Origin of the sequence: Selenomonas sp. oral taxon 137 str. F0430 (genome assembly GCF_000183625.1) — a bacterium.
In the GTDB taxonomy this organism is placed as follows: domain Bacteria; phylum Bacillota; class Negativicutes; order Selenomonadales; family Selenomonadaceae; genus Centipeda; species Centipeda artemidis.
The window spans coordinates 1-20,334 of the sequence record NZ_AENV01000002.1; the positions used below are offsets into that span (position 1 = coordinate 1).

At 57.6% G+C, this 20,334-nt stretch carries 18 protein-coding genes; all 18 read left to right on the forward strand.

Annotation, left to right across the window (positions count from 1 at the left end):
• Positions 1 to 1,754: translation initiation factor IF-2 (gene infB, locus HMPREF9162_RS00270; RefSeq protein ID WP_009438049.1), on the forward strand; the 1,754-nt coding region annotated here is incomplete at its 5' end.
• Between the two features lie 17 nt (positions 1,755 to 1,771).
• On the forward strand, positions 1,772 to 2,146 hold the full coding sequence (rbfA, locus tag HMPREF9162_RS00275) for a 30S ribosome-binding factor RbfA (RefSeq protein ID WP_009437999.1): 375 nt from the start codon (positions 1,772 to 1,774) through the stop codon (positions 2,144 to 2,146).
• The gene (locus HMPREF9162_RS00280; RefSeq protein WP_009438090.1) at positions 2,143 to 3,090 is read left to right on the forward strand and encodes a bifunctional oligoribonuclease/PAP phosphatase NrnA; all 948 of its coding nucleotides are present in this window, start codon (positions 2,143 to 2,145) and stop codon (positions 3,088 to 3,090) included. The genes rbfA and HMPREF9162_RS00280 overlap by 4 nt, the downstream gene beginning before the upstream one ends.
• A gap of 1 nt (position 3,091) precedes the next feature.
• Entirely contained in the window at positions 3,092 to 3,970 is an 879-nt protein-coding gene (gene truB / locus HMPREF9162_RS00285) for a tRNA pseudouridine(55) synthase TruB (protein ID WP_009438029.1), read from the forward strand.
• Positions 3,971 to 4,151: 181 nt separating this feature from the next.
• A complete protein-coding gene (locus tag HMPREF9162_RS00290) occupies positions 4,152 to 7,073 on the forward strand; it encodes an insulinase family protein (RefSeq protein WP_009438125.1) in 2,922 nt (973 codons plus the stop codon).
• Positions 7,074 to 7,154: 81 nt separating this feature from the next.
• Positions 7,155 to 8,039 (forward strand): 4-hydroxy-tetrahydrodipicolinate synthase, encoded by an 885-nt coding sequence (gene dapA / locus HMPREF9162_RS00295; protein ID WP_026761520.1) that lies wholly within the window; start codon positions 7,155 to 7,157, stop codon positions 8,037 to 8,039.
• Positions 8,040 to 8,196: 157 nt separating this feature from the next.
• A complete protein-coding gene (locus tag HMPREF9162_RS00300; protein ID WP_009438101.1) occupies positions 8,197 to 8,979 on the forward strand; it encodes a basic amino acid ABC transporter substrate-binding protein in 783 nt (260 codons plus the stop codon).
• 12 nt (positions 8,980 to 8,991) lie between these two features.
• Positions 8,992 to 9,990: a homocysteine S-methyltransferase gene (mmuM, locus tag HMPREF9162_RS00305; protein ID WP_009438145.1), complete on the forward strand. Its 999-nt coding sequence runs from the start codon at positions 8,992 to 8,994 to the stop codon at positions 9,988 to 9,990.
• A gap of 260 nt (positions 9,991 to 10,250) precedes the next feature.
• Positions 10,251 to 10,910, forward strand: a complete 660-nt coding sequence (locus tag HMPREF9162_RS00310) for an amino acid ABC transporter permease (RefSeq protein ID WP_009438070.1) — start codon at positions 10,251 to 10,253, stop codon at positions 10,908 to 10,910.
• A complete protein-coding gene (locus HMPREF9162_RS00315; RefSeq protein ID WP_009438000.1) occupies positions 10,903 to 11,622 on the forward strand; it encodes an amino acid ABC transporter ATP-binding protein in 720 nt (239 codons plus the stop codon). Before HMPREF9162_RS00310 ends, HMPREF9162_RS00315 begins: the two co-directional genes overlap by 8 nt.
• A 21-nt stretch (positions 11,623 to 11,643) precedes the next feature.
• Positions 11,644 to 12,501 (forward strand): DMT family transporter, encoded by an 858-nt coding sequence (locus tag HMPREF9162_RS00320; protein ID WP_037349992.1) that lies wholly within the window; start codon positions 11,644 to 11,646, stop codon positions 12,499 to 12,501.
• A gap of 39 nt (positions 12,502 to 12,540) precedes the next feature.
• Entirely contained in the window at positions 12,541 to 13,344 is an 804-nt protein-coding gene (locus HMPREF9162_RS00325) for an HD domain-containing protein (protein ID WP_009438106.1), read from the forward strand.
• A 12-nt stretch (positions 13,345 to 13,356) separates the two neighbouring features.
• Entirely contained in the window at positions 13,357 to 15,027 is a 1,671-nt protein-coding gene (locus tag HMPREF9162_RS00330; protein ID WP_009438038.1) for a glutamine--tRNA ligase/YqeY domain fusion protein, read from the forward strand.
• Positions 15,028 to 15,081: 54 nt separating this feature from the next.
• On the forward strand, positions 15,082 to 15,378 hold the full coding sequence (locus HMPREF9162_RS00335; RefSeq protein ID WP_009438048.1) for a hypothetical protein: 297 nt from the start codon (positions 15,082 to 15,084) through the stop codon (positions 15,376 to 15,378).
• A 32-nt stretch (positions 15,379 to 15,410) separates the two neighbouring features.
• On the forward strand, positions 15,411 to 16,697 hold the full coding sequence (locus HMPREF9162_RS00340; protein ID WP_009438039.1) for an ArsB/NhaD family transporter: 1,287 nt from the start codon (positions 15,411 to 15,413) through the stop codon (positions 16,695 to 16,697).
• Positions 16,698 to 16,863: 166 nt separating this feature from the next.
• On the forward strand, positions 16,864 to 17,268 hold the full coding sequence (locus HMPREF9162_RS00345; protein WP_009438105.1) for a DUF2628 domain-containing protein: 405 nt from the start codon (positions 16,864 to 16,866) through the stop codon (positions 17,266 to 17,268).
• 158 nt (positions 17,269 to 17,426) lie between these two features.
• Entirely contained in the window at positions 17,427 to 17,984 is a 558-nt protein-coding gene (locus HMPREF9162_RS00350; RefSeq protein WP_009437995.1) for an NAD(P)H-dependent oxidoreductase, read from the forward strand.
• A 303-nt stretch (positions 17,985 to 18,287) separates the two neighbouring features.
• Complete coding sequence (locus HMPREF9162_RS00355) at positions 18,288 to 20,285, forward strand: methyl-accepting chemotaxis protein (RefSeq protein WP_009349942.1); 1,998 nt, start codon at positions 18,288 to 18,290, stop codon at positions 20,283 to 20,285.
• The last annotated feature ends 49 nt before the right edge of the window (positions 20,286 to 20,334 follow it).

The following is a 20,334-nucleotide window of genomic DNA, read 5'->3' on the forward strand; positions in this document are numbered from 1 at the left end:
TCAAGAAACTGCTCCTCATGGGCGTCATGGCGAGCATCAATCAGGAGATCGATTTCGACACGGCAACCCTCGTTGCCGCCGAGTTCGGCGTCACGACCGAGGAGCTGCCGCCGGATGTCGATCCGACGCTGATCCCCGAGATCGTCGACGATCCGAAGACGCTCAAAGAGCGTCCGCCCGTCGTCACCGTCATGGGACACGTCGACCACGGCAAGACCTCGCTGCTCGACGCGATCCGCAACACCTCCGTCAGCACGCACGAGGCGGGCGGCATCACACAGCACATCGGTGCCTATCAGGTGATCTGTCAGGGCAAGAAGATCGTATTCCTCGATACCCCCGGACACGAGGCGTTCACGGCGATGCGTGCGCGCGGCGCGCAGATTACGGACGTCGCGATCCTTGTCGTTGCGGCAGACGACGGTGTAATGCCGCAGACAGTCGAGGCGATCGATCATGCAAAATCGGCGAATGTCCCCATCATCATCGCCATCAACAAAATTGATAAGCCCGGCGCGAACCCCGAGCGCGTCAAGCAGGAACTCATGGAGTACGGACTGGTCGCCGAGGAATACGGCGGCGAGACCATCATGGTGCCGGTATCTGCAAAACAGCGCATGGGCATTGACGAACTCCTCGAGAACATCCTGCTCGTCGCCGAGGTGGAGGAGCTGAAGGCAAATCCGAACCGCGAAGCGCGCGGCGTCATCATCGAGGCAAAACTCGACAAGGGGCGCGGCTCCGTTGCGACCGTCCTCGTGCAGAGCGGCACCCTGCGCATCGGCGACTCCATCGTCGTCGGCACAGCATACGGACATGTGCGCGCGATGATCAACGACCGCGGGGATAACGTCAAGAAGGCGGGACCCTCCATGCCGGTTGAGATTTTGGGACTGAACGATGTCCCGTCGGCGGGCGACATCCTCGCCGCCGTCGACGAAAAACAGGCGCGCTCCATCGCCGAGGCACGTCTCGGCAACCAGCGCCGCGATCTCATCAAGTCTAAGAGCGTCTCGCTCGACGCACTCTTCCAGCAGATCCAGCAGGGCGACATCAAGGATCTCAACATCGTCGTCAAGGCGGACGTGCAGGGCTCTGTCGAAGCGCTGAACAACGCACTGCTCGGACTCAACAAGAACGACGAAGTACGCGTCAACATCGTCCATTCGGGCGTCGGTGCGGTCAGCGAGTCCGACATCATGCTCGCAACGGCGTCGGGCGCGATCGTCATCGCGTTCAACGTCCGACCGGATGCAAACGCACGCCGTCTCGCGGACACCGAGAACGTCGACATCCGCACCTACCGCGTCATTTACGACGCGCTGAACGACGTCAAGGATGCGATGAGCGGCATGCTCAAGCCGAAATACAAAGAGGTTATTCAGGGACGCGTTGAGATTCGTCAGGTTATGCGATTCTCCAAGGCGCTTGTCGCGGGCTCGTACGTCCTCGAGGGCAAGATTCACAACAATTCGAAGATCCGCATCCTGCGTGACAACGTGGAGCTGTTCGACGGAGAGATCGACTCCCTGCGTCGGTTCAAGGACGAGGTGAAGGAAGTCGCCGCGGGCTACGAATGCGGCATTTCCATCGTCGATTACAAGGATTTCGCCGAGGGCGACATCATCGAAGCCTATACGATGGAGGAGATCGAAACCTCCATCGCCGAGGCGAATAAAGCAGCCGAGGAAAAGCGTGAGGCACAGGCGGCAGCTGCAGCCGCGGCACAAGCGGAGGCTGCGCCCGAGGAGTAAGAAAGGAGCGTGACGGCTTGTCTAAGGTTCGCGTTGAAAAAGTCCAAGAGTTAATGAAACAGGAGATCAGCGACATCATTCTCCATGATCTGAAGGATCCGCGCATCGGCTTTGTGACCGTCACATCCGTCGCCTGTACCGAGGATCTCCGCGAGGCGAAGATCTATGTCAGCGTCATGGGGGATGAAAAGGGCGTGCAGGAGAGTCTTGCAGGGCTGAATCGTGCGCTCGGATATGTCCGACGCGAGATCGGCAGACGCATCCGACTGCGCTTTACCCCTGAGATCAGCTTTGCGCTCGACACCTCGCTGAATTACAGCGATCATATCCAGCGCATACTGAACACCCTTCATGAGGAAAAACCTGCAGGGGCGCGGGAGGAGACCCTATGAAAATCAATCTGACCGATACGGCGCGTCTCCTGCACGATGCACAGACCGTCATTTTGACTTCACACATCCGTCCTGACGGCGACTCCATCGGATCGACGCTGGGACTCATGCATTTCCTCCGCAGCCTCGGCAAGGATGCGCGCGTCCTCATCGACGACGAGCTCCCACGCACGTTCCGCGTACTGCCGGGGCTCGATCTGATCGAGCGCCCTGCAGAGGGCGAACGCTATACCGCCGACCTTCTTGTTGTCTGCGATGTCGAACTGCGGCGCACAGGGGCGGTTGTCCCGTCCGTCGATGCGGTACGCGTGCTCAACATCGACCATCATGTCACGAACGACGAGGAAGCCGAGTACCTTTACCTCGATCCGAGCCGCGCTGCGACTTGCGAGATCATGTGCGAGATCATCCGCGAGATGGGCGGCACATGCTCACTCGATATGGCGACCTGTCTCTACACGGGGATCGCGACGGACACGGGATTCTTCCGATTCTCCAATACCACGCCGCACACGATGCGCACGGCGGCGGATCTCATCGAGATCGGCGTGAAGCCGAACATCATCTCCGTCGCCATGGAGATGAAATCCTACGACGAGGTCATGGCGCAGGTGCGCGCGATCCGAAACCTCGAGATGTTCTATGACGGCAAAGTCGCCGCCGTATTCATCGATGAGGAGCGTGCGAAAGAGGTCAAAACGACCGAGGGACTGCTCGATAAGCTCCGCGTCATTGAGGGAACGCAGATCGTATTCTTCATGAAGTGGCTCGAACACGATACCTACCGCGTCAGTATGCGCTCCAAGGGCGTCAACGTCTCGCGCATCGCGCAGGAATTTGACGGCGGCGGGCATATCCGCGCGGCGGGCTGTACCCTGCACGCACCGTTTGACGAGGCGCGCAGCATGATCCTCGCCGCCATCGGGAGGGGACTAAGCGAATAATATGGACGGATTCATCAACGTATTGAAACCGCCGGGAATGTCGTCGCACGATGTCATTGATGTCGTGCGGCGTATTTTTAAGCAAAAACGCGTGGGACACGCCGGCACACTGGATCCAGCGGCGGCGGGCGTGCTCCCCGTCGCGCTTGGACGCGCGGCGCGTCTCATCGAGTACATGGAGATCGCGGACAAATCCTATCGCGCCGAGCTGTCTTTCGGATGCGCGACCGATACGGGCGACGTCTACGGCACGGTCACGGAATCACTGCCGGCATTTTCCTTTCCGCCGGAGGACGTCGTCATCAAAACGCTCGTTGGGTTTATCGGCACAATAGATCAGCGGCCGCCCGCGCATTCCGCGATAAAGATCGGCGGCAAGCGCGCCTATAACCTCGCGCGCAGCGGCGCAGGTGTCGAGATTCCCGTGCGGCGCGTGGAGATTTACGGCATTACGTTTCTTGAATACAATCCTGCGCGGCATAGCATTCTCTTTGACGTCGACTGTTCCAAGGGGACATACATCCGCACACTCTGCATGGACATCGGCGCAAAGCTCGGACTGCCCGCGCTCCTGCGGTTCCTCCTGCGTACGCGTGTCGGGGAATTTTATCTGAGTGACTCCTATACGCTCGAAGAACTAGCCAATGTACGCACGGAGGCACTGTGCACGCCTGATGAAGTCCTCGGGCATATCCCGCGCTATGAACTCGACCCTGCGCGCGTCAAGGCGTTTTACAGCGGACTCTCTACCACGGAGCGGAACGACGCGCTTTGCGAGGGTCTGTACCGCGTCTACAGCGGTAGTGTGTTCCTTGGCATCGGGCGCTATGACGCGGCGGCGCAGGAGATGTACCCTGAGAAAGCGTTTCCGCCGCTGTAGGGCAGGGCAATGGTCTCCATAAATAGGGCTCACGTATAAAGGAGCTGTGCGGTTAGGTTGAAAGAACCCCTTGACCTAACTGTGCAGCTCCTTTTTTGAGAAAATATGTCTCCTCTTCAACACATTTTGAGAATCAGCCTCCCTGTGATATAATGGCAGAGATTACGAAGGAGGAAGATATATGAAGATAGATGACATCGTACATGGATTTCGCCTGATCGGCGTGTCGCAGATAAAGGAAACAAACGGAACGGGATATACGTTTGTCCATGAAAAGACGGGGGCGCGTCTCTTTTTCTTAGAGACGCCGGACGACAACAAGGTCTTTTCGATCAGCTTCCGCACGCCGCCGACGGACGATACGGGCGTCGCGCATATCATTGAGCACTCGGTGCTCTGCGGGTCGCGCAAGTATCCGCTCAAAGAGCCGTTTGTGGAGCTGGTGAAGGGCTCGCTCAATACGTTCCTGAACGCGATGACGTTCCCGGACAAGACGATGTACCCTGTGGCGAGCCGCAATGCGCGCGATTTCCAAAATCTGATGGACGTCTATCTCGACGCGGTATTTTACCCCGCGATGCGTGAGAATCCGCGGGTGCTCATGCAGGAGGGCTGGCATTACGAACTAGACGATGCGGGTGCGCCGCTCCGTTACAGCGGCGTTGTCTACAACGAGATGAAGGGCGCGCTCTCGGCGCCGGATGATCTGCTCGGCAGCCGCATCATGGCGGCGCTCTACCCGGATACGACGTACGGATGCGAGTCGGGCGGCGATCCGGACGCAATTCCCTCGCTCACGCGCGAGATGTTCCTCGACTTCCACGCGCGCTATTACCATCCGTCGAACAGCTATATCTATCTCTATGGCGATGTGGACATTGAGGAGAAACTTGCGTATCTCGACAGGGAGTATCTCTCGCATTTCGATCGGATTCCCGTGCCCTCGCGCATCGAGCGGCAGGCGCCGTTCCCGGCGCGCGTGACAAAGGAGCATTTCTACCCCGTCGGCGCGGAGGATTCACTCGAGGAGAACGCGTTTCTCTCGCTGAGCTGGGTCATCGGCGATACGGCGGATATGAAGCGCGTGATGGCGATCCAGATCCTCGACCATGCGCTGCTGCGGATGCAGGGCGCGCCGCTGCGTCAGGCGCTCATCGACGCGGGGCTCGGGCGGGATGTCGATTCCAACTACGAGAGCGACGTCCTCCAGCCGTTCTTTAGCATCGTGGTGAGCAAATCGGAGACGGCGCGTGCGGATGCATTCGTGCACGTGATCAAGGAGACGCTAACGAAGCTCGCGGACGGCGGGCTCGACCGGACGCTGATCCGCGCCGCGCTCAATACGATCGAGTTCCGTCTGCGCGAGTCGGATTTCGGTACCTCGCCGAAGGGGCTCATCTACGGCATCCGCATGATGAAAATGTGGCTCTATGACGGCGCGCCGGAGACCTATCTGCACTATGAGGACGCGCTCAGAGACCTCAAGGACGGGCTGGAAAAAGGCTATTTCGAGCAATTGATCCGCGAAGCCTTCCTCGAAAATACGCACGAGGCGCTTGTGACGCTCGCGCCAAGCCGAACGGTCGGCAGAGAGCGTGAGGCGGCGCAGGAGAAGATCCTCGCAGAAAAAAAAGCGGCGATGTCCGCCGCGGACATCGCCCGCGTCATAGAGGACTGCGCCGCGCTTAAGGCGGCGCAGGAAGCGCCCGACACTGCGGAAGCACTTGCGACGATCCCCATCCTCTCGCGTTCGGACATTCGCCCCGACGCGGAGCCGCTGCCGCTCGAGGTGCGTGATATTGCGGGGACAAAGATACTCTATGCCGATATTGAGACGAGCGGCATCGTCTATCTGAATTTCTACTTTTCACTGGCGGCTGTTGCGCAGAGCGATCTGCCGTACGCATACCTCCTTGCGGAGATGTTCGGCGCGGTCGATACGGCACGGCGCAGCTACGCCGACCTTGCGGTGCAAAGGAACCTTTACACGGGCGGTATCGGCGGGGACATCGTTGCCTATACGCGCGCGGGGGAACCGGATTCACTCGCGCCGCGCTACAAGCTGCGTGCAAAAGTCCTGCGTGAAAACCTGCCGCGTCTCCTCGATCTCCTCACAGAGATGATGACGGAGAGCGATTACTCCGGTGCAAAGCGTGTGCGCGAGCTGATCGACGAGGACAAGACGGGCATGGAGCTCTCGCTCCAGCGCGCGGCGAATCAGGTCGTCGCATCGCGGATCGCAGCGTACCTCATGCCGTCGGGACGCTATGCGGAGACGGGCGGACTGCCGTTCCACGACTTCCTTTCCGCCTTTCAGGAGAATTTCGACGCGCGCCACGCCGAGATGCAGGCGGCATTTGCGCGTATCCTGCCGCAGATCTTTAACCGCAACGACCTCATGATCGGCATCACCGCGCCCGCGGCGGTATACGATGAGATCGCGGCGCAGCTCGCGGCATTCCAAGAGAAACTATCGCAGGAGAAGTTCCCCGCGGCGTCCTATACATGGGAGATCGCGGCGCGCAACGAGGGGCTGACGACGCAGAGCCGCGTCCAGTACGTCGCAAAGGGCGCGAACTTCATCAAGCTCGGGCATCGCTATACGGGCGCGCTCCGCGTGCTCGAGACGCTGCTCCGCTACGATTATTTCTGGACGCGCATCCGTGTGCAGGGCGGCGCGTACGGCGCGATGACGCAGTTCAATCGCAACGGGTTCATGGTGCTCGCGTCCTATCGCGATCCGAACCTTGCTGAGACCTTCCGCATCTTTGACGAGACGGCGGACTATATCCGCGCATTCGACGCATCCGACCGCGAGATGGATAAATTCATCATCGGCACGATGAGCGGCGTCGACGCGCCGCTCACGCCGCAGATGAAAGGAGATATGGCAGTGACATTCTACCTGCGCGGCATCACGCAGGAGGATCGCCAGCGCGCCCGCGACGAGATCCTCACGGCAACGCAGGCGGATATCCGCGCCCTCGCGCCGCTCATCGAGGACGCCATGCGCGCCGATGTGCGCTGCGTGCTCGGCGGCGAAGAGAAGCTCAAGGAGAACGCGGCGCTCTTTGGCGAGGTGCGTCCCGCACTGCATATCTAATGAATACATCCGTGAAAACTTTTGACTTTTGACGCCCGGCGTGGGATAATGGCGGCAGATGATTTTGAGGAGGAGTTTTCCATGAAGAAGCCTATTTTCCGCGGTGCGGGTGTTGCGATCATCACGCCGTTTACAGAGACGGGCATCAACTATCCGGAACTCGGGCGTATCATTGACGATCAGATTGCGGGCGGCACGGACGCCATCATCATCACAGGAACGACGGGAGAGTCCTCAACGACTTCGGATGAGGAACATAAAGAGGCGATTCGGTTCGCTGTGGAGCACACGCGCGGACGCATCCCCGTCATCGCGGGCACGGGATCGAATGACACAACGTACGCCGTGCAGCTCTCGCAGTATGCGGAACGTGTGGGCGCGGATGCGCTGCTCCTCGTGACGCCGTATTACAATAAATGCACGCAGAACGGGCTGATTGCACATTATACGAAGATCGCGGACAGCGTGAACATCCCCGCGATCCTCTACAATGTGCCGTCGCGTACGGGCGTGTGCATCAAGACGGAGACCTATGCCGCGCTTGCGAAACACCCGCGCATCGTCGGGGTGAAGGAGGCAAGCGGCGATCTTTCGGCGATTCTGCGCCTGCGTGCGGCGGCGGGGGACGACCTCGTGCTATACTCGGGCAACGACGATCAGATCGTGCCGATTCTCTCGCTCGGGGGACAGGGCGTCATCTCCGTCCTATCGAACGTCGCACCGCGCATTGCGCACGATATCTGCCAAAATTACTTTGACGGCAATGTCACCGAAGCCACACGGCTCCAGATCGCATACGCCGATCTCATCGACGCGCTTTTCTGCGAGGTCAACCCGATCCCCGTCAAAACCGCGATGCGGATGCTGGGCTACAATACGGGCACGCTCCGTATGCCTCTCTCGGAACCGGAGCCTGCACATACGGCGCAGATCGAGGCGGCGCTGCGCGCACACAATCTCATTTAACAGCATAGGAAACGATAGAGAGCATCAACGTGCCGGACACGAGGATGCTCTTTTTGTTATATTGATTCACGAAAAATTCTTTCTGTTGACACGGTGCATAATTTCATGTAATATATGTAAAACATATTTAGTATATATGAAATGGAGATGATTTATCGTGATATTATCAAAATACATTGTGCCGCTCCTCTTCGGCACTGCGGTCATTTTTGCTGCGGCGGGATGCGGCGGTACAAATGAGGCATCGGAGCAGGGCGGAAAATGGCGCGTCGGTACGGATGCGAGCTATGCACCGTTTGGATTTCAGGATGAGAAGACGCATGCCTATGTAGGCTATGACATCGACATCATCCATGCGATTGCCGCAGCGCAGGGGCATGAGGTCGAGATCAAGAATCTCAATTTTGACGGTCTGATCCCCGCGCTCCAGACAGGTGATCTCGACATCGCTATATCGGATATGACCATCAACGAGGAGCGCGCGAAGAGCGTGGATTTCACCGATTCGTATTATAAGGCGGGGCTGAGCATTGTCGTTCGTGCAGATGAGACGCGTTATAACGCGTTTGAGGATCTGCGCGGTCAAAAGGTCGGCGTGACGATTGGTTCGACGGGAGCAGAGGTCGGTGCGACCATTCCTGAGGTGCAGCTGCGCGAGTACAGCACGATTTCCGACGCATTCCTGGATCTGCAGAACGGCGGCGTTGACGCGGTGGTGAACGATACGCCTGTCGACGAATACTATGTGCAGGGACGCGGCAAGGGCATCGCAAAAGTAGTGCCCGCGCAGATCAATCAAGAGGATCTCGGCATCGCCGTTAAGAAGGGGAATACCGAGCTTCTTGGTCAGCTTAATGCAGGACTTCGTACGATCAAGGAAAACGGGACGTATGCGGAAATCTACCGCAAGTGGTTCGGCAAAGAACCGCCGGTGCAGTGAGGGAGGTCTGTGTTGAATATCATAGAAGAACGTCTTGCTGTGTCAAATATCCTTGTACTTGACGGGGCGTTTGCAACGGAGCTGGAGGCGCGCGGCTTCTCGGTGAACGACGCGCTGTGGTCGGCGAAGGCGATCTTTGAGCGTCCCGATCTCGTGCGGGACGTCCATCTCGACTATCTGCGCGCGGGTGCGGACATCGTGACGAGCGCGAGCTATCAGGCGACGGTCGAGGGCTTTGTGAAAAAAGGCTTTACGGAGGAACAAGCAGCTGCGCTCATCGTACGATCCGTGGAGCTCGCACGCGAGGCGCGCGATATATATTGCTTGGAATCTCTCGCAGACGAATATCATGCGCAAGAGGAATCCACACGGGAGGAGCAGACTTCCTGTTCGTCGGATCGGCGTGAAAAAAGCGGCGGGGCGCCGCTCGTCGCTGCGTCCGTCGGTCCCTACGGCGCGTATCTTGCCGACGGCTCGGAGTACCGCGGCGACTACGGCGTGAATGAAGAGACGCTGTCGGCGTTCCATGCGGAGCGCCTCGTCCTTCTTGCGGAGGGGCAGCCCGACCTTCTCGCGTGTGAGACGCTGCCGTGTCTGACGGAGGCGCAAGCGATCGTGCGCGCGTTGCGTGAAAAGGAGATACGCATCCCTGCGTGGTTTTCGTTCTCCTGCCGCGACGGGGCACACATCTCCGACGGCACGCCGATTACGGACTGTGCGCGCTTCCTGGATACTGTGCCGGAGGCTGCGGCAGTCGGTGTGAACTGTACCGCACCGCAGTATGTAGAGGACTTGATCCATGCGATACGGCGCGAGACAGATAAGCCTGTCGTCGTCTATCCAAACTCGGGTGAGGATTATAGTGTCTCGGATAAATCGTGGCACGGCACGGCGGAGGACTTTGCCGCCGGAGCGCGGCGCTGGCGTACGGCGGGGGCGCGCATCATCGGCGGATGCTGCCGCACCTCTCCGCGAGATATCGCGGGTATCACCGCGTGGGCAAAAGCATAAAGGGAAGACTGCCGTATTAGATATTGGTATACGGCGGTCTTTTTATGTTTTTTATCTTTATCAAAACATGCATGATATGCTAGTTTTTATTCGATTTAGATTTATTATCATATCGTCCGAATTGATTTTTATAATTTTAGATGGAATATAGGATTATCCGAATTTTTCATTAACGCTTGTTGCTATTCATTTTCTGAGAGGGTATAATAGAAACTGAGTTTTTATACAACGCAAAAATATGATTGAATCGGGATGTGCTTATGAATTTAGACATGAATTTGATCGTGAACTCGTTCCCGCTGCTGCTGGTCGGCGCGGGGGTGACGATACAGATCACGGTACTTTCCACGACGATCGGCTTCATCGTCGGTCTCATCGTCGCTGTGGCGCGCATATCGAAGCTCAAGCCGCTGCGGATGCTCGCGGAGGTCTATGTGGAGTTCTTCCGCGGGACGCCGCTGCTCGTGCAGATCTTCCTCTTTTACTTTGCACTCCCCGTCATCACGGGACAGCGCATCGATCCCTTCATCGCGGCGATCTCCGCCTGCGGCATCAACTCCGGCGCATATGTGGCGGAGATCTTTCGTGCGGGCATTCAGTCCGTGGACGCAGGGCAGATGGAGGCGGGGCGCTCGCTCGGCATGACGTGGATACAGACGATGCGCTACATCATTGTGCCGCAGGCGTTCAAACGCGTGATCCCGCCGCTCGGCAACGAGTTCATCGCGATGCTGAAGGACTCGTCCCTCGTCTCGGTCATTGGGTTCGAGGAGCTGACGCGCCGCGGACAGCTCATCATCGCCAAAACATACGGCTCGATGGAGATCTGGCTGAGCGTCGCCGTCATCTATCTCGCGATGACGCTCACAATCTCGCGCCTTGTCGCGTATTTGGAACGGAGGTACCGGGTCAATGATTGAGATCAAAGGACTGCGCAAGTCGTTCGGCAAGGACGAGGTTCTGAAAGGGATTGACCTCTCAATCGACGAGAAGGAAGTCGTCGTCATCATCGGTCCCTCCGGTTCCGGTAAGAGCACGCTCCTTCGCTGCATGAACCATCTCGAAGAGCCGACGGTGGGCGAGGTCGTCGTCGACGGCATCACACTTTCGAGTGAGGCAAATATCAACAAGGTGCGCGAAGAGGTCGGCATGGTGTTCCAACGCTTTAACCTCTTTCCCCATATGACGGTGCTTGAAAATATCATGCTCGCGCCGCTGAAAGTGCGGCACACGGCGCGCGGCGAGGCGGAGCAGACGGCGCGCGCGCTCCTCACGCGCGTGGGACTCGCGGAGAAGGCGGACGCCTACCCCGACAACCTCTCGGGCGGGCAGCAGCAGCGCGTGGCGATTGCACGCGCGCTTGCGATGCATCCGAAGGTCATGCTCTTTGACGAGCCGACCTCGGCACTCGACCCCGAGATGGTCGGCGAGGTGCTTGACGTCATGCGCTCGCTCGCCGAGGAGGGCATGACGATGGTCATTGTGACGCACGAGATGGGCTTTGCCCGAGAGGTGGGCGACCGGCTGCTCTTTGTGGACGACGGGCGCATCATCGAGTCCGGCGTGCCGCGCGAGGTGTTTGAGCATCCGCAGGAAGAGCGCACGCGCAGCTTCCTCTCCAAGGTGTTGTAATTGGGGAACTTGCGCGGTGTAATGATGCTCCTCACGGCGTCGCTGTTTTGGGGAACGACGTTTGTGGCGCAGGTTGTGGGCATGGAGGGGCTTGGTCCCTATACCTATGCGGCGCTGCGGTTTACACTCGGCGCCGCGTGCTTGACCTTGCTGTGGCTCCTCTATCGCGGAAAACGCACGCAGATGCGGCGGGCGGGAACGTATCGCTCCGGCTTTCGCGCAGGGCTTCCGGTCGGGCTTGCCATGTTCGTGGGCGTCACAATGCAGCAGGTCGCCCTGCTCTATACCACGGCGGGAAAGACCGCGTTCATCACGACGCTCTACATCGTCCTCGTGCCGATCGGCGCGGTGCTCCTCGGGCAGCGCATCCGCGCGGTCAACTGGATCGGCGCGCTGCTTGCATTCCTCGGCGTGTATTTCCTCTCGGCATACGGATCGTTCGACCTCAACATCGGCGACGTTATCGTATTCGTCAGCGCGTTCTTTTGGATGGCGCAGATTCTGCTCATCGACCGTTTTGCCAGCGCGGTGGACGGTATCGAGCTGTGTCTCGTACAGATCCTCGTCTGTGTCGTGGGGAGCACGGTGCTCGCGGTTCTCTACGAGACGTGCACATGGGCTGCGGTCGTGGGGGCGGCGGTGCCGATCCTCTACGGCGGTATCTTCTCCTGCGGCGTCGCCTATACCTGTCAGATTCTCGGGCAGGCGTATGTGCGCCCCGCACAGGCTGCGGTGATTCTCTCGCTTGAGGCGGCGATTGCCGCCGTCACAGGTTGGCTCATCCTCGGTGAGGTCATGAGCGCCGCGCAGCTCGGCGGATGCGCGCTCCTGCTCGCGGGTGCGTTGATCACGCAGATTCCTGCAAAAGGTTGCGATTAACGGCGCGGGTCAAACGACTATGTGAAAGGAGGAACGCATATGGACGAAATCCTGCACGAAATGCACGCGTGGATGCACGCCTATATGCGTTCCTACCACACGGACGACGCCGACGTGATGCTCGGGATTCGGCTCAAGGAGATTCACACGGGCTATGTGACCGCGAACGCGCGGGCGCTTGCGCGACATCTCGGATGCACGCCCCACGACACGGCGCTCGCCGAGATCATCGGGCTCTTTCACGATGTGGGGCGGTTTCGTCAATATGCCGTCTATCAAACATTTAACGATGCGCAGTCGGAGGATCACGCGGAACTCGGATTGAAGGTGATCGCGGAGCACGACCTCTTGAGCGAACTATGCGCGGCGGATACCGAACTCGTACGATTCGCGATCAAATATCACAATAAGAAGGAAATACCCGCGTGCAACGATCGGCGAAAAATATTTTTCGCAAAGCTCATCCGCGACGCGGACAAACTCGACATCTACCGCGTCCTCCTGCCGTTCCTCTCACCCGACGGGGCGGACAAAGCGCCGAAATTCGTGCCGTCGGATGCGGCGCAGGAGGTTAGTCCGGACTTTATCGCGGACTTTGCGGCGGGACGTCAGGCGGACTACTATCGGCTCAGGACGCACGGCGACCGCAAGATCGTGCGGCTCATGTGGATTTACGACATCAATTTTGTATGGACGCTGCGGCGCATCAAGAGCCGCGGTTATATCGACGCATTCATCGAGAGTCTCCCCCCGCAGGCGGGCATTGCCGAGGGGGTCGCACGGATGCGTGCCTATGTGGCACGCCGCTGCGGCGAAGAGGACAAGATGGAATTATATGGATAGAGGGACAAAGCAATGGCGGAAGCAGCGAAAACATCGAATTTTATCCGGAACATCATCGACGATGATCTGCGCAGCGGGAAGCATACGGCGGGCATTCATACGCGCTTTCCGCCCGAGCCGAACGGCTATCTGCATATCGGACATGCTAAATCCATCTGCCTGAACTTCGGCATCGCCGAGGACTACCGGGGACTGTGCAATCTGCGCTTTGACGATACGAACCCGACGAAAGAGGACGTCGAGTATGTGGCCTCCATTCAAGAGGACATCCGCTGGCTCGGATTCTCGTGGGACGACCGCCGTTTCTATGCCTCGGATTACTTTGAGCAGCTTTACGATTATGCCGTTCGGCTCATCGAAAAGGGACTTGCCTATGTGGACGATCTCACGGCGGATGAGATTCGCGCGTACCGCGGCACGCTGACCGAGCCGGGGAAGGAAAGCCCGTACCGCAATCGGAGTGTCGAGGAAAACTTAGACCTCTTCCGGCGGATGCGCGCGGGCGAGTTTCCGGACGGCTCGCGTGTCCTGCGTGCAAAGATCGATATGGCATCGCCCAATCTCGTTCTGCGCGATACGGTCATCTACCGCATCGCCCATGCGCATCATCACCGGACGGGGGACGCGTGGTGCATCTACCCCATGTATGACTTTGCCCATCCGCTCTCGGATGCGATCGAGGGCATCACGCACTCGATCTGCACGCTCGAGTTCGAGGAGCACCGCCCGTTTTATAACTGGCTGCTCGAAGCACTGGGATTTGATGTCAACACTCGTCCGCGTCAGATCGAGTTCGCGCGGCTCAACCTCTCGGGCGCGATCACGAGCAAGCGCAAGCTGCGCCGACTCGTTGAGGAGGGGCATGTGCGCGGCTGGGACGATCCGCGGATGCCGACCATCTCCGGAATGCGCCGCCGCGGGTATCCGCCCGCCGCGATCCGCGCGTTCTGTGAGGAGATCGGCGTCGCCAAGAGCAACAGCACGGTGGACAGCGCCATGCTCGAGCACGCTGTCCGCGACGAGCTGAACAGGCACGCGCCGCGCATCATGGCGGTGCTGCGCCCTGTGAAGCTCGTGCTCACGAACTACCCTGCGGGAGAGACGGAGTATCTTTTGGCGGAGAACAGTCCGACGCACGGCGGGCATCGCTATGTTCCGTTCGGGCGCGAGCTCTACATCGACCGTGAGGACTTCATGGAGGGTGCACCGAAAAAATTCTTCCGCCTGAAACCGGGCGGCGAGGTGCGGCTCAAGCATGCCTACATCATCAAATGCGAGGAAGTCGTCAAGGATGCAGCGGGCAATCTCGTCGAACTGCGCTGCACCTACGATCCCGAGACGCGCAGCGGCGGCGCCGCGGCCAATCGGAAGGTCAAGGGGACGATCCAGTGGGTCTCGGCGCAGCACGCGCTCACGGCGGAGGTTCGTCTCTATGACAGTCTGCTGCGTGCGGAGGAGAGCGAGGAAGAGGAGAACGATGATTTCATCGCAGCGCTCAATCCGCACTCCCTTGAGATTTTGACGGACGCGAAGATCGAGCCGAGTGCTGCGCTTACGGCGGCAGGGACGAGCTATCAGTTCCTGCGCGTCGGTTACTTTGTCGTTGACCCGGACACAACGCCGGATCATATAGTGTTCAACCGTATTGTCGGGCTGAAGGACTCGTGGAGCAAGGTGAAGTGAGTCCCGCGCACGGGCAATAGTTCATGCCGCCGCAGCGGCATAAGGAGGTTTGCCGTGGCAAAGATTCCCAAAGGTCTATCCGATACAGCCATGATGCAGGGGCACGAGGGCGAGGAGACGCTCGAAGAGACCCTGCTGCGCAGGGAGCAAGAGGAAGAGGAGCGCGCCCGCCGAGCGGCGGCAAAAGAACCTCCCGCCGACCTTGCGCGTGCGGGGCTCAGCGCCGCGCAGACGGAAGAACTTGGCCGAGCGCTCATGGAGCTGAAGCTGACGCTTGCACAGGAGCAAGTGACGAACTACAAGCTCAAAATCAAGCGCAGCGGACGCCAAGTGATCATCACGGCGACGTGATGCGTTTCTCTTGGTGAGAAGAAGGATGTGTAATGATGGAAACAGCAACAACTGTGGCGATCGTGATCTTCGTCGCCGCGTATGCACTCATCATCTCCGAAAAGGTGCACCGCACCATTGTCGGACTTTTCGGCGCCATGCTCATGATCCTCTTTGGCATATTGGATCAGGAGACGGCCGTACATCACGTCGACTTCAATACGATCGGACTGCTCATGGGCATGATGATCATCGTCAATATCACAAGCGAGACAGGGCTTTTTAACTTCCTCGCGATATGGGCGGCACAGAAAGTAAAGGCACAGCCGATTGCGCTGCTCGTCGTGCTCTCGTCGATCACGATGGTCTGCTCCGCGCTGCTCGACAACGTGACGACGGTGCTCCTCACCGTCCCTATCACGTTCAGCATCACCTCACAGCTCAAGGTGGACGTCATGCCGTATCTCATATCGCAGATTCTAGCCTCCAACATCGGCGGCACGGCGACGCTCATCGGCGACCCGCCGAACATCATGATCGGCAGCGCGGTGGGGCTTGACTTCATGGATTTTGTTGCGAACCTGACGCTCATCTCCGTCCTCATCTTCGTGCTCGTGCAGATCATCCTGATTTTCCTCTATAAAAAAGGGATGCACACACAGCCGGAGCTCCAGGAAAAGATCATGCGTCTCCCCGCGGGCGCGCAGATCACGGATCACACACTCCTCAGAAAATGCCTTGCCGTCATCGCTCTCACGATCACGCTCTTCGTCCTGCACGGCAGTCTTGGTCTTGAGTCCGCAACCGTCGCGCTCTTCGGCGCGGGGCTCCTGCTCCTCATCACGGCGACGCGAGACGAGAATATGATCACCAAGGTGCTCTCAAAGATCGAATGGCCGGCGATCTTCTTCTTCGGCGGACTCTTCATCCTCGTCGGTGCGCTTGTCGAGACGGGCGTCATCCGGATGCTCGCAGCGGAGGCGATCAAGGTCACGAACGGCAACGAGGATGCGACGGCGATGCTCATCCTGTGGATGAGCGCGATTGCCTCCGCGTTCATCGACAACATCCCGTTCGTTGCAACGCTCATCCCGCTCATTCAGGATATGGGACAAATGGGGCTCAGCGACCTCACCCCGATGTGGTGGTCGCTCGCGCTTGGCGCCTGCCTCGGCGGCAACGGCACGCTCATCGGCGCGAGTGCGAACGTCGTCGTCGCGTCCATGGCGGCACAGCGCGGACGCCCGATCTCCTTCCTCAGCTTTATGAAGGTCGCATTTCCCGTTATGATCTTCACGATCATCGTCTCGAGTGTGTACGTCTATCTCCGCTATCTCTAAGCATGATACAGATATACCGGATGGGATATTGTGACCCCCTTTCGCAGTGCTGAATACCAACAAAGCCGTTTGAATGGTTTTCATATCGTACCGTATGCGTTTGCCGGAATGCGGTACGATATGAATTTATTATTTTATACATTCTTGTTTTAAGGAGGTTATAGTAATGGACGTGCAGGATCGAGAATACTTTGGCAAAGTATATAGTGAAAAATGGGCAAAACGATTTGCTTTCTATGAGAACTACGGAAAACCCTACAGTAAAGAGGGGGCTTTGGCACTCAAATCCATGGGATTGTTTGAACGCTCGAACATCACAATCAATCTCTGGGTGATGCTCGTCGGATTCATATTCTTTCTTACCAAGGGCATGTGGCGATCCGCACTTGTTCAAGTTCTGACCCTCGTTGCGGTTGGCCTCGTGCTGGATGCGCTCGGGTTTTCCCACAGAGCAATCAAAGCGTGCAGCTACGGAGTCAATTTCCTCTTCGCGATACTTGCCAATTATGCATATTACATGAAGGAAAAAACAGGGAAGGAGTCCTGGAATATCTTCCAATTCATCCGATAGACTGTGTTGGCGCGTCTGCTGCGGCAGCCTGCGCTTTTGCATCAAGGGGAGCGCTGCACGCGTATTTTTTCAGGAAAAATCGGAGTGTACTCTAGTATAGACGCATTACCGCTTCCGTGCTACAATGAGCACAGTGGAATGAATGGGAGGAATATCCGATGAAAAATGTGCTTGTGGTCTCCGGTCATACGGATCTGAACGATTCTGTCGCAAACAAAACCATCATGGAAGAGTTGGCGAAGCTCATCCCTTCGGTTGAGTTTGACTATCTTGACAAATTGTATCCGGACTATAAAATCGACATCGCCGCCGAACAGGCAAAGCTTGAGAAAGCGGACGTTGTCGTGCTCCAGTTTCCCGTGTTTTGGTACTCTCTGCCGTCGCTCCTCGAGCGCTGGATGGAAGAGACGTTCAAGCATGGCTGGTCACATGGACGAACAGGTGATAAATTGAAGGGCAAGAAGCTTGTCGTATCACTCACGACCGGCACGCCTGCCGAGATGTACAGCAAGGAGGGAGCTGCCGGGCACGAGATCGATGAATACCTCCTGCCGGTCGTCTCCACCTGTGCACTCTGCGGCATGGAGTATGCCGGACGCGTCTACACCGGGAATGTCTCCTATGCGACACGCTCGGATGCGGCGGCGGTTGCCGATATGAAAAAGCGCAGTGCACAGCATGCGGATAAACTCGCACAGCTCATCAAAACACTTTGAGACTCAAATAAAATAGTACATACGGCATCGCTGCGCTTTGCATTGATGTCGTTTTGTTTTGCGATTATACTCTTGGAGAATGATTTTAGAGGAATAAAATATTGTTCTGTATTGAATTTAGACGACTTAATCAGATAAGTAATATCAATGGAAACATAAGGAGGAAATACATATATTAGAAAAGTAGAATAATTCTGCAATATAAAATTTTAGATATACAATAAAAAATGTGACATCAGAGTAAAAAATAGTTATAATGAGAGCGTAATATATTGGGGGATTGTCAGAAAGGAGTCTGAGGGGATGTTTCAAAATGCAAGCGTCAAAACAAAGATGGTCGTCATTCTTATTCTCATCAGCGCAGTGCCGCTGCTCATCAGCATCGGCGTCAATTTTTACAGCACGGTGAGCCGGGGAATTGAGCAGCTGCAAGCAGTGAGTCAGCAACGTGTCAAGGTGATCGATTCCAACATCACGGGGCTGTTTGAGGAGAACCGCAACGGGATCAAGGCACTCGCCGGGAGCGGAGAGACGATTCGCTATCTTGAGAACCCTGTGGAAAATGCGGCGGATATGGAGGGCTCTCTGAAGCGTACGAATGATATCTTTAAGGATGCAAATCCGACACTTATCACCGATACGAACGGGCAGCAGCTCCTGCGCAGCGATGGGAAAGAGCCTGTAAATACGGCGACGCGTGCCTATTTCAAGGATGCCATGGCGGGCAAGGAGAGTATTTCGGATATCGTTGTCAGCAAGGCGACAGGGCGGTTTATCTCCGTTATTGCCGTGCCTGTATTTGACGCACAGAAAAAGGTCGTCGGCATGGTGCAGCGGGATTATGACCTCGGCGTGATTGCGGACTTTGTGAAGGCGGCATCGGACGAACATACGCGCGTCTTTATCATTGACAGTCATGGGAAAGACCTTGCGGATTCCGAGGTCAAGATTGAAAAAGAAGAAGACCGCACGGACTCCAGTGGGTACGACTTTGTGAAGGACGCGCTCGCGGGCAATGCGGGGACGACGGAAGTCACCTTCAAAGACGGGAATACCTACTATGTGAGTTATGACCGGAACGATACGACGGGGTGGGTCATTGCGACAGCAACGCCGAAGTCCTACGTGCTGTCGGTGGGGATTCAGGCGGCGATTCCGATCATTATTTTGGGGATCATCCTCGTTGCGGCAGCGGGCGGGCTTGCCTATTTCATGGCCGGAAAGGCGACGGCACCGCTTATTCGCATGGGCAGTGCAGCGGAGGAAATCGCAGGCGGCAACCTTGCGATTGAAAAGCTCACCGTGGATTCGGGCGATGAGTTCGGGCGCATGGCGGCGGCATTCAACCATATGACGGAACGCCTGTCCGGCGTGCTCCGAAGCGCAAAGAACAGCGCCGAGTCCGTTGCAACGGCATCCGAGCACCTCACAGAGAACTCTGAACAGACTTCGCAGGCATCGAACCTCGTTGCAGACTCCATCATGCAGGTCGCAGAAGGGACGGTCAAACAGAAAGAAGCCGTCACGGAGGCAATCGAGGTTGTTGAGGACATGGATCGCCAGCTCACGATTCTTTCGGACAATTCCCGGAGCATCACCGAAGCGTCGCAGTCGGCGCATAACGCGGCCACCGACGGTGCGGACAAGGTGGAGCAGGCGGTTGGGAATATGGGCAAGCTCGAAACGACGGTCAAGGAAACCGAGGGCATCATCCGTGCACTTGGTGAGCAGTCGAAGCAAATCGGCGAAATCGTCGATACCATTTCCGGGATCGCCGAACAGACAAATCTCCTCGCGCTCAATGCCGCGATCGAAGCGGCGCGCGCCGGTGAACACGGGCGCGGATTTGCCGTAGTCGCCGAGGAAGTGCGTAAGCTCGCCGAGCAGTCGGGCAGTGCCACAGAGAATATCACGAGCATCATCACCGAGATTCAAAAACGTACGCAGGAAGCTGTTGTTTCCATGCAGACCGGCACGGAGATGACCATCGGCAGTGTGCAGTCGGTGCATGAGGCGGGCGAAGCATTCCGGGAGATTGTCGCACAGATCACGCAGCTCATGGAGCGCATCGCGTATTCTGCCGAGGCGATCAAGGCGACAAATGAGGGGAGCAAGCGGATCACGGCGTCTATCCGCAGCATCGAAGAAGTCGCTGCGTCCCTTGCGGACGAGACGCAGACCGTCTCTGCGGCGACTGAGGAGCAGACGGCATCCGTCCATGAAGTTGCCTCCGCGAGCAAGCATCTCTCAGAGATGGCGACTGAGCTTCAGTCAGCGGTTGAGACGTTTAAGCTGAGCTGACAAGAAAAATTAATATAACACATAGAAAGAAAGAGTCGACACGTGCATA